The organism is Gracilibacillus orientalis, from assembly GCF_900114645.1.
GTDB classification, from domain to species: Bacteria; Bacillota; Bacilli; order Bacillales; family Amphibacillaceae; genus Gracilibacillus; species Gracilibacillus orientalis.
The window spans coordinates 510,867-523,589 of record NZ_FOTR01000002.1; the positions used below are offsets into that span (position 1 = coordinate 510,867).

Below are 12,723 nucleotides of genomic sequence, written 5' to 3' on the forward strand. Positions count from 1 at the left end.
AGTTTTATTTAAATTTTGTTATTACTGTAGTAATATAGAATGTAGAAATACTAGGACGATGAGGAGGTATAAAATGGTTAAACATTTACTACTTGATAACATACATATTTATGAAAAGAAAAGCGACAAATTTGAAGGAACGGAAGGTTCCTTTTATTCTAGTAAAAGAGGTTTTTGGTTAGAGAAAGTTTCGACTAATCCACTTGTACAAGATCCAAGAAGGCCACTTCCTTCATCAAAAAAACATGATGTTGAAAGAGGGGAAGATAAGAAGTGATACTTGTAGATGTACTTGTAGTTTCAGATAAGTATGACTTCACAACTGATTTTATATGTATTGAATTAGAAAAAAGAGAAATGAATTACCTTCGTCTTAATCGAGATGAATTTCATCAATATAAAATTCATCTCGACACAAGAAATTTTGATATCCATATCACAATAAGCGGAAGAGAATATATCGTTACAAAAGAATATCTTAAAAGTATTTATTATAGAGCACCTATTTTTTTAAGAGGAACTGAAAAAAGTATTGAGGACCAATTGTATAGTGAACAGTGGATGGCTTTTGTAAGAAATCTACTAATTTTTGAAGAGGTTACATGGATAAATAACCCTGAAAAGACCTATAAAGCTGAAAACAAAATTGTACAATTGAAATATGCAAAAAAGACTGGCTTCAATATCCCTCATACAATTGTTACGAATACCTCTCCTGCATTATCAAAAGATAACTATGTTGTTAAATCGTTAGATACGGCCTTTTTCCATATTGAAGAAAATGAAGGGTTTATTTATTCAAATATCTTTGAAAAAGATAAGATACAAAAGGCTAATCTTGAATGGGCTCCTGTAACAATACAAGACTATGTTTTCCCTAAAATTGATATCCGCGTAACAGTTATTGAGGATGATGTTTTTGCTACCAGTATTACAAGCAACGGTAGAGGAGTAAAAAATGATTGGAGAAAAGCAAAAGATGAAGTAGCGTTCAAAACCTTCTCTCTACCCAAAGATATTGAAAATAAATGCATTCGTTTAGTAAAAGAACTCGACCTTAAATTCGGAGCTATTGACCTTTTGAAAACTGAAGACGGAAACTTTATTTTTTTAGAAGTTAATCCCACTGGCGAATGGGCATGGCTAGTTCATACAACTGGTCAAACTATCCCTCAATCTATAACTGATAAGCTGGTGAACTTTTAATGAGTATCATCAAAGAAATTCTATATGCTATTCTACCAATGATTGATTGTAATTCAGCTAATAAAGATGTAAGTAATGAACAAAGCAGTACGTGGAATAAACTTCTACAACGTGAGTCACTTCCAGATGTTGAAAAATTTGCTGTCATGGATAAAAAAGATGCAGAATATTTAATTAATAGTATTCGAGATAACATTAGCTCTTTACAAGATAAAGCAAAAGTAACAGCAGTTGCTGTTACACTAGCATTTTCAATGGTAGGCGGTATCTCCAGTTACATGCTAAATTTAAAAGAAAAGCTTTATGCAAATGAGTTTTTAACAGGAATCCTGGTTTTATTCGTTATCGCAAGTTGTTTTTATTTAATCGTTTCGGGATACTATTCATTACTCACTCTTAATTCAAAACCAAAATATGATTTCGGACGGGATGACTTTGAATATATTTCCAAACTTTCAACCGAAGAAAAAAAGAAGAAACAGAGGTTAATTATGATGGGCGAACATTATAAAATGACAACCTTTCAAAACACGACCCTTAACAATTATGTTGATTGTAGCAATAATAATTTAAGAAATGCCTTAATAGCACTAGGAATATTCTTTTCCCTTATATGCATAAGTTTTGCTTTGGCGGATGATAAACCCATGAAACAAGAAATACAAATCAAAGTTATGCATGAGCAACAAGCCCAACTAATAAAAGATGTTAAGACAGAAATTAACACTTTACAAAACCAACTGAATGAAATCAGGATTACCCTCAAAAAGGACAAAATAGATATAAATTCATTTATTAAGGAATTAGATACAAAAATAGATAAAATTATAAATGCAAATTTACAACAGAATGAACAATTAGATTAGACACAATAATAAACTTTTTGGTGAACTGTCCTTATTACACACTAGGGCAATAGGAGTTGCTATAGCTACAACTCCTATTGCCTATAAATTATTGGGGTAATTGTTTTTTAGTATTCCATATCCAAGAGTTTTTCAGATAAAGGACTTCTTGTTGGTTGCTTTTCATAATTTATTGAAGATGATAACAATTAATAGTATTTCACAATTTATAACTGTAAATTGAATCTCTCATGAACAGCCAAGGGGAAATGGGAATGATTACAAATACAAAATACACAAAATTAATCATAAACTCAAATAAATGAAATAGACGAAAGCAATCGTGCTAAATCATAGTATATAGTAACGACTTCTTTTCATATTTATCTTCTTTTGCACCGTTCAAAAGCTTACTAAAAGCTTGGAGATTAACTAATTCCAGCATCTTAATGATTTCTACTATATTAAAGTTATCGTAGTTTTTCATCTTGAAGACTAATTAACGGGGGTGGTCACCATCGTTAATAAGGATTAAAAAACTGAAGTTTACCCTTACTTCACGATAATCTAGTATATGAAGTTATCCTTATATTCATTAAGCTTATTATTTACCCATTTCACAAAATCTGTTATTTAAAATTTTCTAGTTGCAAGAAATTTCCTTAACATTTCTGAAATATCACCCACTGTAGTTCCTATATCAATTATAATTGGTCACTACCCGATATGTGTCGAAATTGACAAAATTCGGGTAGTGATAGGCACCAGTGGTAAAGAAAGATACGATTACTTTTGGGGTAATCGTATCATAATGGTTGTGTATAGCTAGTATAGTTGCACTGCGTAGCAATTGGATCTGTTGGTTTACCATCTACTTATTTAACATTTATGCCTAATTGCGGAAATTTATAAAAATTATATATTTTTATAAATTACCCACTATTTTAAACAAATAAAACTTAGTGCTTTTTCTAAATATGTCTATCAAAAGATGAACGCTACATCCATATTGCTTGGCCTACAATGCTACGAATTCTCCTTAACCAAGTATATCCTATATCCTCTATCCTTAATATATCCTCATCACTTGCTTCTGCCAAATCTCCTACAGTTTTAAAATTTCCTTTTTGTAGTTTTTCCAGCCTATACTCTGTTAAGCCATAAGGATAAGCATTAGACTTTAATAGTAATGAGATTTTTTTTTCAAGGATTCCTAAGTTCTTAGGGAGTTCAGAGTCAGTTTCAGGAAATTCTATTTTATCTAAGATACCTCTTCTATGAATTTGTACATACTCTCTCTCTATTGTATTCCATTTCTTAAATAGTTCATTTGATAACCTGTTGCCAGGCATAATCTCTAGTAAATTACATAAATTTAAAATGTATCTTGTTCCTCTCCCCCCATTTTTCATTGCTCTTGATGATTCTCGCTTTACCACAAACCCCGCATATTCCATTATTTCAAATAATTTCCTTAATCTTTCCACAACTTCACGGTGAATTAAGCATGAAGGACCGTATTCCGGTCTATCTACTAAGTGACTTACATCCTTATAAAGAATTTCTGCAAGTTCTCTTGCAGGCTCTATTAATGGTTCATATCTACCTAATTTTGGTTCCAATTCTTCTAGCAAAGGCCAATAGTAATCAGTAGCAAGAAACTTTAAAGTTTTTTCTATTTCCAACAACCCAATAGATTCATCTTCTGATATTTCAATGATATGATTAATTGCATATATATAAGCTCTAACATTTCCAGTAACAGATCTTCCTAAAAATTTAGCAAAATCCTCTAGTGGCAATTTTAATTTTTCTTGACTTATAGACTCAGGGTAACGAACATTTATAATATCTTTAAAGAAGGTCGCAAAGGAAGGATTTTCTTCATTTCTTGAGATATCTATTACATTAGCGTCATTTAATAAATCAAAACGAGAACCAAACTCAGTTACACCTGGATATATTGCTGCTTTACATGAAACCGTATTACTTGAGAGAGTTCTAAAGATATCGAAAAATTCCTTTAAAGAAGTTTCACGTCCAATATGTGCAGCATCATCAAAAAATAATATAATTCGCTTCTTAAGCTTAGCTGAGAGTTCAATAAGTCCAGACTGTAATTCACCAATTTCAGGTGCTGGTTCAAATGGTGAGTGCTCGTACTCACTCTCTGACGGGGTTCCTTCTAAAACTCTACTGATGTTATCAATCACTAATCGACAGAAAAAATGTTCATAGTCTCTGCCTTCTGAACGTAGTAGTGGAAGGTGCCTCAAACTAATATAAATACCTAAAACATTTTCATTAATTGGGCTTTTATTAGCTCTAAATGCAGCTTCTTTTAAGAGTGCACTTTTTCCACTGCCTCTTCCCCCTCTTATTAAAACAGGAGCGTGCGCTATTAATTTTCTTATAATTTTATTTTCATACTTTGAGAATGTATGATGCTTTTCAAACTCTTCATCTGGAAAATCTTCAGCAGCTAATATTAATTCACTATCAAAAGGCTCAAACATCATAGTTTTCACTCCATTCATATAGGTTCTCGTAATACTGAAATGCATTGTCAAAAGGTAACCTGCATGTTGCACAATCAATCCGATGACTTACAATACCTATTATAGAACTAAGTTTAATAACATTAACAATTAATTCCCCTACTGTTGTTTTATCATATATAATTTCAGGCTCTATTATTAATTCACTATGAACACCCTTGGATAATGAAGAGTATAATTTTGATGCTTCTTGTCGAATGTATTTAGTGAACTTTTCAGGACCATCAATAGCTGTTAAATAATAATTTAAGGAATGATGATCTGCAAAATCAGAATCATCGATTAAATTCTTATAAGCCGGATTCCAAAATATCTCTCCATATGGGTCACCAAATAATCCTCGTCCAACTTTGGAAAAGTCCTTTTCAGAGTTCCAAATGTTGTTAATATTTTCTCCTGGTTGAAATATATCACCAAACCAACTAATTGCACTTTTAGCTTTTTTTCCAATTGAGAAACTATCTAAAGATTGAACTTTTTGTAAATATATTAATCTAAAAGGATCTAAACGTCCTACTAATGCTGTACAAACAGATTCTAGCAGACTTCTCGCATAATACGGGCCCAATATAGTGATGTCTTCATCAGTAATATTTACTAATTTTCTTTCCATAATACTAATATTATGGAAGATTACTTCATATATACTTTCAATATAACTATGCTGTCTATAATCTCCGCAGATGAGATTAGCCAAATTATCTGTTGACACTTATAATCCCCCCCATATAAAACTCTCTAAAAACACCAATTATTAAACATTTATGACATTGGGGCCAGACCCCTTAAAACGTGTTTGCAAAGAGGTTATATGTTAATTGCTATACCTTTCATGGAACTCATCCACCATTTTATTTACGGAATATCCCATATCCTCTTCTTGATCAGACCTCATTTTCATATATATAAATTCAGGTATTAAGGTATTGGTCTTTCTATTTTCAAATATTTCGTTTTGAAGTTCTCTAGCTATATCGTATAACTCAGAATCAGACTTAATATTTACAAAAATATCTTCCCAGACCTCTTCAACCTTCTCTTTTAAATACTTTTTACTAATTATTGCTTGTGAATTCTGGTTAACTCTTCTTATCACTAATATTAACGCAGGTAAAAATGGCATCAAAACATTAATAAGAAAAGAATTAAAAGTTAACCCCACTAAAGAAGTTACACTTAACAAAAATAATAACAGAAAAATAGCTGATATAATGACAATTTGTCTATATTTCAAACGTAAAGTTACGTCCCACCAAAAATTGGATCTTTGACAAATTATTCTTCCATATTCTAAAGGAACATTTTCTACGTCTTTTGAATACCAATCCTGTAATAAATTTATGTCACCTTTGTTTGATATAAACTTCTTATAAAGACTGTTAATACTCTCGTAGTCAGGTAAAACTCCTGTTTTTATTGAATTATGATCAATACCTAGAACATAACAGTCGAAAAGCTCTTGTAATTTAGCTGCTTTTTCTTTCCTTTTGCTTATGTTCGGATTTAGCACAGCTTCAGAGACTACTAATGCGATTGAAACCACAAATGCATTAAAGATATTTAGTTCAGTTAGATACCCTTCCGCAAAATTTTGAATTACCAAAGATAACAAATTAAAAAAGACAACCAACACTACACTTATAAAAAATTCAGATGTTTGCAGCTTTTTTCCTTGAGTATAAGTTAACCTTTGAGCAGCTAATATTTCTATACTTTTTTGTTCATTTTGTTTTATCACTATACTATTCAAAGAATCACCTTTTTGAATTATTTAGACATTAACTGTAAAACGCGAGCCAAAAATCTTCTCCCATTTTCTTATAGACTCTTCATGTTTATTTACTGATTCTAAGCTTCGTGCCTCTAATGCTATTTGGTAATCAGCATTGGCTTTTTCACCTATTTTTGTCCGGTCTTCAGAATTAAGTTCATTAATATTGCCTTGTATATTCTTGGGGTCCTGTACAGCAAAATGTATAGAATCACTAATATAACTAAGAATATTTGGTATATTTAAATCAACTAATTCGCTAGCCTTATTAAAATTACTGGAATAGTAGTTTAAAATTATTGTTTCCAATAGATAAGAAGAGATAGTAGGCATTTTAGCGTGCTTATTCCAGTACTTCATGATTCTTATTGTATTTAATACATTGCCATCATTAGATTGATTAATACTCTTTGTTCTTTCTCGATCTATTCTAGGATCAGTGAACTTCCAATTCCCTTCTCCGTTAGGTATCAGATAATAATTCTTATCGCTCGTATCCTTTGCTGTAATAAAACAAGGGACTATATCAAAATTCCATTCATAACTAGATAACTTTAAATTTGCTGCTTCTTTATTTCTTTTCATCTCTGCTTTTTTATAGTTTTCAATATTCTTCAAGTTCCCTATATACTTATTAATTACTTTCCTAGAATTTAGTGCATTTGTGTCGTCAAAACAAAGGGAACTTAAATTATTCGTGTTGTCATCAACAATGATTTCAACATAATCATTATGAGCGACATAGTGCGCCCCTTCTCCACTTAGACCAATCATTAAATCTATGTCGTCCAACTCCCTTATCTTAGTCCTTCTAGCGAATGAACCAAAAAAGATGTTTATTTCAGAATAACCTTTTGGGAAGGAAGTGTCTTCGCTAGGAAATTTCGAAATTCTATTTATAAGCCAATCCCTACTCTTTCTGGCAGTAGTCGTTTTATCGTGATCAAGGTTTACTTCATTTTTCAAAAAATAATTAAATGCTGCATTTACAGATACCACATAACCTCTCCTTTATTAGAATATAAGTTGTGAACTAATAAATTTAATTTTATTCTATTATACCCGCCCTCACCTTCCAATTAATGTAATGACTTGCAGTGGTACGAACAGAGGATTTTTTTAAGACCCTAATTATCTTGAACTCTTTTAAAAAATAACAAATGGTTGTTCTATTTTACACAAAAATGATAATCATTGCTGCGCAATAAGAGTCTACTATGCAATATAAAATCTTCATGAACTGGCACTATGCACTGCAATACTCTTCACATTCCTTCATAACTTAATGTTAATAAGCCTGTATACCAAACTTCAATAACTTCTTAGGTAATATATCATCTAAGTTCTGAATATCAGCATCTTTTAACTGAATCAGATTAAAATCATACTTTTCATAAATTTTTAATTTTTCTTGTTTTCTTGCCTGATATTTCGGATTATCTTCTAGTCCCCAATACTCTATATACACTCTACCCACTGGTAAATAAAAATCAGTATAGACATCCTCTTCAATGGGTAATTTTCGCTCATAAGCATGTACAATTCCAGACATATATAACCAATTATCAATTAACATTTCAGCTCTGGACCTTACATAGTGACCATCTGCAGCTCTGTGTTTAGCTTCATACTTTTGCCTGAAATCAACAGAACTCTTTGTTTCTTCCTCTTCTCTTGGTTCTGTATCTTTTCCAGCTATTTCATTCATCGTTTCTACTAGTCTCTTATTCTGTAAAATACTTTTAGACCAATTTACATACGGGATTCCCGTTCTTTCATATTCACATTGTTTCCCGCCTATACTTTTGCCTAGAGTTGTCATAGTCCATCCCTTAATAGATTTCTCCACAAATCCAAGCTCTGACAAAATAGGATTTATTTTAAATTTAGAAATTCCAAAGTGATTACTTAAAGCAGTTGCATTTATAAATACATCCTTTTCATTTGTCGTTTTAAATATGCTTATATTTTTAATATTTTCATTCCATGCTATGTATTCTCCTATTTTAGGATGTTTCTTTTTCGTCCCTACCTTCTCCCCTTTCTCAGTCAAAACCCAGTTGTCATCAACTCTTTCAACCAAATCGTTATCAAGAAGGATTTGAAAGACCTGCTTTACATTCATTTTCAACTCTTTTGAAAGCGCTGTAGTTGATAAGTATTTTGCTTTTCGAGAAGTAGTCATGCTAGATTAATCTCCTTTGCATAGTTTTCTAATATTTACAACATAAAAATCATTATGCACTTTTCTTATACTCAATCATCCAATCCATTAATTCTGAACGGTCAATCAATCTAACTTGATTTGAACCAGCTAATTTAATTGCCTGATTTGTAAAAAGACTATTAGTAATCACCCAACATTCATCCGCTTTATAATACTTTTGAGCAGAAACTATTTCCTGTACAGCTCGAACTCCGACATTTTTCTTATATCGTTTTGCTTGTACAACAATTTTTTTGTTATTAGTAATTAAAATAAGATCTGCGCCGTAGTCTCCGGTTTTTGGAGTTAATTTTACTTTGTATCCTCTACCTTTTAATACTAAAATTAAGTATTCTTCAAATTTGTTACCTGACATTTCGTCAACATTTTCAATACCTGACCTTTTGAGTCTATATTCCTTTATAATTTTTATAATGATTTCATAAATCACAAAAAGAGCAATGAATAAAATGATACCTAATGTAAGTAAAGGCTCCGCGGCGAGTATAGACCACAATAAATCAATTCCTATTTTGAAACCCTCGAATATATTCATCCTAGTTTACTCCTTCTATTATCTGCCTTCTCATTTATGTTTTGAGTTCCAAATCATGATATAACTAATATCCTAAGACTAATATATCATTTTCAAAGAATGACTTCTACCTATTTCAGGAAATTAATCTCTTTTATACAATTTATCCACTAAAATAAATTCACCATCCGTTTTCAAGCCATTGATGAATGCAAAACACTCTGTTCTCACTAGCGTTAGTAATAATGGTTACCAGGTCCTAATTTTTACAAAAGGCATAGATATAAACATTTCAGCAAATAATTTTATGTCTCACTTTTATCATATCCATATTATGGAAATCCATTAACAAGAATGTTTTTTAATTGAATATGGGATGATAATCTCAATAAAATATTTGTCCCATGATTTTGCCATCCTGATTGGTTGGACTGCCAAAGTTGTATCCCCCTTATGAATATTTTGATTTCACCTAGTAGGTTTAACTCTCCAGGCATTCGCTCTAAAGGTCTATAACAACAGTCTTATATTAATCTATTATCAGTAGAAAATCTATATCTTCCCATGGTCTAAACTGATTAAACAAAAAGAGATAGCCCGCTCCTTTTTACCACTTACCCCTTTTCTCCCATTTGCTTGTATTAAACTTTCCTATATACCGTGATTGTTAAATTTTTGAAGACTTTCGAATATATGATGGATGATGGAGGGTCTGTCCCACATAAAATCGGCTAGCATATACATATTTCCAATATACTTCTAAGCCATAATGCTCTTCATTCACAACCTAAGAAGCGGAAATGGCGACGGCATACCGTTTTCCACTGTACACTGCGATGCTTCATCAAAAATAACTAGATCAAATATTTTTTCTTCTAACGGAAAAATGGCTGAAGCGATCTCTGGTGATACTAACCAGACGGGCATAACGTCTAGTAATCCATTTAAAGCAAATTCATTTACTAAACGACGAACAGGCCAAAGTTGGCGTTTTTTACCTGTCTGATAAATCATATCTTTTACAGCTTTCGGATTTGCTGCTTTTACTTCTGCAATCATTTGATGCATTTGATTTTGCAGTAATTCAATGGTCAAGCTTTGTTTATTTTGTAATAACTCTTTTAATTCTTCTGTTAAGTGCTGAAAGTTACCCGTCCCGATCTTGTCAATCTCCGGGTATTTCCTTTCTATTTGATCGATCCAGTGAATATAGGCTGATTGTTTCGCTACTTCTGCCCATTCCTCCGCTAAACTATCACTTTCCGCTACATTGCGTTCAATTAATAAGTCAATGATCTGTTGCACTTCCTTGGCACTTTGGTCATACAATCGATCCATTTCACGCAATTCATCAAAATATTCTTTGATATAGGCTTGTTTCTTTTTTAGTACATCTATCGGAATGTCACCTTTTGATATATGTGTTTTTAAATTCTTAATAGACTCCGCCGTGAAATAGGGATCTAATGCCTCCAATTGTTTGAATAATCCTTCTGTTGCCTGTGATAGGTCATACAGAATCGTGAGACTTTCTTGTAATTTTGGCCATTCTTTGGATGATAATCCGCTGAACTTATCGCCATCCAGTAAGTCATCCATAATCGTTTTACCGGTGATGCTTGTCCATAACCATAATCGTAGTTTCTGCAGTGTCTTTCTGTCCTCTGTATGTAAGTCATCATAGATTTTTTCAAGCTTCTTATCCATTTGACGACTATAAGCCGGGGTAATATCCTCATCATTGAAATGTTCCAAATGATTGATACTTTGTTCCGATTCATGAATGGCCTTCTCCAATAGTTCGATAATTTGAATGCGGTCCTTTAATTCCATATCAGTAAAAGGTTTACGATCGTGAGCAGGGTTATCTTTTCCGAAAGTCGCATAGTAGCTGCCATAGGTACTCACTTTTCGTAAGGTCTCGGATAAATTCTGTTTGTTCAATTGTTCTAAGATACCTTCTAATTGGATGATTTTGTCTTGTTCTTTAGCTGTCTTACTGAGCCCGTATAAGTCATACGCTCTAAAGCCGTGGGGTTGCATTTCGAATAAGGCTTGCGCTACTTTATCTAGTTCATCTTCCTTACTAATAATTTTCTGAGACAATTGATCAAATGTCTGCTGAAGATCCTGGTAAGAATGATCTCTGTTCAATTGCACATTCAATTTTTGATAAAAGGTTTTACGATCATTCTTCTCGTCATGGAGTAATGCGACATTCGATGATAGATTAAGGGCATCTAACCGTTGATAAACAACATCCAATGCCGCGCGCTTCTGGGTAACAAGCATAACCCGCTGCCCTTTTGCTATGGCATTGGAAATCATATTAACGATCACTTGTGATTTCCCTGTGCCTGGTGGGCCGTGGACAACCATTCCCTTTTCATGATCAAGTGCATCCAGTATTTTTTCTTGAGAGGCATCGGTATCCAACACATAATGTTTATTTTTCTCTTGTGCTAGTTTTTCTTGATAAGATGGGTTCGAAGGTAGATTATCGACTTCTTCTCCCGTCTCCTGGACTTTGATATCCAGAAATTCAGAGACCACACCTAAATCCTCTTGTCCTTGATCCAACATCTCAACAAACTTCTCATAATCACGTAAAACAGCCGAATTACCTTGTGGGAAATGTCCTATTACCGCTTGCTGATTGAGACCGAATGATCCCTTATTAAATGTTGGTATCGTTTCTTTCGTGAATTCCTCGACTGCAGCTAATTGCTCAGATGTATTCGCTGTTATCGTAAAGTCATGCGTAGCTAACCACCTGCTCCACTCTTCGATATTGATTGATGTTGCTTTTGTTTCTGCTTCTTCGAACAAAGACTCAGGGACATGAATATTACTTAATTTTTGTAATGCCAGAAATAGTGTTCGATTCAGTTGTGGGGCTTGATCATCTATAGGATCGACATGCCATTCCACACCATTTCGCTTTTTTCTTTCTAAGCGAACAGGATATAAAAATAATGGCGCTCTAACATATGTACCATCTGACATCGCCCCTTCCATCATCGGGTAGCCTAGATAAAGATCATAAAGCCCTGTTTCTTCTTCTATTGAGCGAATATTACGAAAAAGCGTCGTTAATTTTCGTGAAAGCGCCAGTTCTGTCTGATTATCCGCTCGCTCTTTCGTGAAAAGCTTTGATTTGTTATTTGTGAGCGTCTTCAATATTTCCATCGGATCTTTTTCTATTTTGGTTAGTTCTGCTAAATCAAATGTCCATTTATTATACAATTTCAGCAAACGTATCGAACGATTGCTTCTGCTGATATCATTTAACCGGTCACTTAATACCTGTAATTTATCCTTCATTGTTTGTGTACCACCCATTTTTTAACATGTAAGATGGTTCTATTATACTATAGTTGGTAGTGGGAAGAAAGGTGTGGAGAAATAGGAAATTCAAAGTTAGTTCTAAAGGTATATGTTAATAGTTGATCTCTCTTTCGGATTTTAATGAAACAAAGGAATGGTTTAGAAGTATATTTTTGCTCTGTTGCTTCATTTAATATATTAGTCTTTCGCCCTTACATCTTGCATTGAGAATGCTTACAAGTCACAAAGCAAATCAAAGATTGAAAAAGAAACAA

10 protein-coding genes are annotated in these 12,723 nt (G+C 32.8%); 3 read left to right on the forward strand and 7 right to left on the reverse strand.

Annotated features, from left to right (window positions below; translation table 11 throughout):
• Window positions 1-73 precede the first annotated feature (73 nt).
• Genes BM121_RS05825 through BM121_RS05835 form a run of 3 tightly spaced genes read left to right on the forward strand, consistent with a single transcriptional unit; the run spans window position 74 to window position 2,072 of the window.
• Window positions 74-277 (forward strand): hypothetical protein, encoded by a 204-nt coding sequence (locus BM121_RS05825; RefSeq protein WP_091482311.1) that lies wholly within the window; start codon window positions 74-76, stop codon window positions 275-277.
• Window positions 274-1,206: a hypothetical protein gene (locus tag BM121_RS05830; RefSeq protein WP_091482313.1), complete on the forward strand. Its 933-nt coding sequence runs from the start codon at window positions 274-276 to the stop codon at window positions 1,204-1,206. The genes BM121_RS05825 and BM121_RS05830 overlap by 4 nt, the downstream gene beginning before the upstream one ends.
• Window positions 1,206-2,072, forward strand: a complete 867-nt coding sequence (locus BM121_RS05835; protein WP_091482315.1) for a hypothetical protein — start codon at window positions 1,206-1,208, stop codon at window positions 2,070-2,072. Before BM121_RS05830 ends, BM121_RS05835 begins: the two co-directional genes overlap by 1 nt.
• Before the next feature lie 977 nt (window positions 2,073-3,049).
• Here the strand turns inward: BM121_RS05835 and BM121_RS05840 are convergent.
• The 7 genes from BM121_RS05840 to BM121_RS05870 all read right to left on the reverse strand — a co-directional run bounded on the left by BM121_RS05840 (window position 3,050) and on the right by BM121_RS05870 (window position 12,445).
• Window positions 3,050-4,570: an ATP-binding protein gene (locus BM121_RS05840; protein WP_091482317.1), complete on the reverse strand. Its 1,521-nt coding sequence runs from the start codon at window positions 4,568-4,570 to the stop codon at window positions 3,050-3,052.
• On the reverse strand, window positions 4,560-5,321 hold the full coding sequence (locus BM121_RS05845; RefSeq protein ID WP_091482319.1) for a hypothetical protein: 762 nt from the start codon (window positions 5,319-5,321) through the stop codon (window positions 4,560-4,562). The genes BM121_RS05840 and BM121_RS05845 overlap by 11 nt, the downstream gene beginning before the upstream one ends.
• Before the next feature lie 102 nt (window positions 5,322-5,423).
• Window positions 5,424-6,359 (reverse strand): S-4TM family putative pore-forming effector, encoded by a 936-nt coding sequence (locus BM121_RS05850; RefSeq protein WP_091482321.1) that lies wholly within the window; start codon window positions 6,357-6,359, stop codon window positions 5,424-5,426.
• Between the two features lie 21 nt (window positions 6,360-6,380).
• Window positions 6,381-7,379: an SMODS domain-containing nucleotidyltransferase gene (locus BM121_RS05855; protein WP_091482323.1), complete on the reverse strand. Its 999-nt coding sequence runs from the start codon at window positions 7,377-7,379 to the stop codon at window positions 6,381-6,383.
• Window positions 7,380-7,668: 289 nt separating this feature from the next.
• A complete protein-coding gene (locus BM121_RS05860) occupies window positions 7,669-8,565 on the reverse strand; it encodes a glycerol kinase (protein ID WP_091482325.1) in 897 nt (298 codons plus the stop codon).
• Window positions 8,566-8,617: 52 nt separating this feature from the next.
• Window positions 8,618-9,142, reverse strand: coding sequence for a restriction endonuclease (locus BM121_RS05865; RefSeq protein ID WP_245780744.1), 525 nt, complete (start codon window positions 9,140-9,142; stop codon window positions 8,618-8,620).
• A 759-nt stretch (window positions 9,143-9,901) separates the two neighbouring features.
• A complete protein-coding gene (locus BM121_RS05870; RefSeq protein ID WP_175495339.1) occupies window positions 9,902-12,445 on the reverse strand; it encodes a DUF4011 domain-containing protein in 2,544 nt (847 codons plus the stop codon).
• Window positions 12,446-12,723 lie beyond the last annotated feature (278 nt).